We start from the raw sequence: 263 nt of genomic DNA, 5'->3' as shown, positions 1-263 counted from the left end.
AACAAATCTTTTGATCAATCTCAATTCAAGAGTAGAGAAGTTTCTCATGAAATGGCTTGTTAATCCTCTCCATTATCCAATTGCGGTATTGATTGGGGGACTGGTTTTAATTGTTGGTGTGCGGTTGGGGGGGTTACCCAGCTATCTTATCATTCCGATTTCTAGCGCGATCGCGCTGGGAGGGGCTGCGGTTCGTCAGTCACAACTTCCAGAACCGTTAATGATTGAAAACCCTGCTTTAGCAAAAGAGTTAGAATCAGTCC

At 44.1% G+C, this 263-nt stretch carries 1 protein-coding gene; it reads left to right on the top strand.

The annotated features are described in order from the left end of the window. On the top strand, positions 1 to 263 hold a 263-nt coding region (locus R0J87_RS21535), incomplete at both ends, for a hypothetical protein (RefSeq protein ID WP_498888846.1).

The organism is Halomonas sp. SIMBA_159 (assembly GCF_046536035.1).
Taxonomy (GTDB): Bacteria; Pseudomonadota; Gammaproteobacteria; order Pseudomonadales; family Halomonadaceae; genus Vreelandella; species Vreelandella venusta_A.
Note: the sequence above shows the minus strand (reverse complement) of the source record. Positions and strands in the feature narration are given on the sequence as shown.